This window comes from Sodalis-like endosymbiont of Proechinophthirus fluctus, assembly GCF_001602625.1.
In the GTDB taxonomy this organism is placed as follows: Bacteria; Pseudomonadota; Gammaproteobacteria; order Enterobacterales; family Enterobacteriaceae.
Genome location: NZ_LECR01000040.1, coordinates 53,388 through 53,838 on the forward strand (window position 1 = coordinate 53,388; position 451 = coordinate 53,838).

Here is a 451-nt window from a genome sequence, read left to right on the forward strand (position 1 = left end):
GAATAATTTGCTGATCACCTTCCAACAGTGCATTGAAGGTATGGAAAAACTCCTCCTGCGAGCGCTCCTTATTGGCGAAAAACTGAATGTCATCGATAAGCAACGCATCCACCGACCGATAATAGCGTTTAAATTCCTCAATGGCGTTATTTTGTAATGATTTGACCATATCCTGGACAAAACGCTCAGAATGCATATACACCACTTTGACGTTGGCTTTGCACGCAATGATGCCATTACCCACAGCGTGCAGCAGATGGGTCTTACCCAGCCCGGTTCCGCCATAAAGGAACAGCGGATTATAGGCGCCGCCGGGATTATCAGCGACCTGCCGCGCCGCAGCGCGGGCTAGCTGATTTGATTTACCTTCGACGAAATTGTCAAAGTTATGTTTTGGATTCACATTGGAGCGATAAGGTAGCTCCGGCTGCAGCGGAGCGTTATCCCAGCT

General features: G+C 48.8%; 1 pseudogene. It reads right to left on the reverse strand.

The features are described from left to right. Positions 1-451 (reverse strand): annotated as a pseudogene (locus BG74_RS16700) (DnaA ATPase domain-containing protein); the annotation flags it as partial.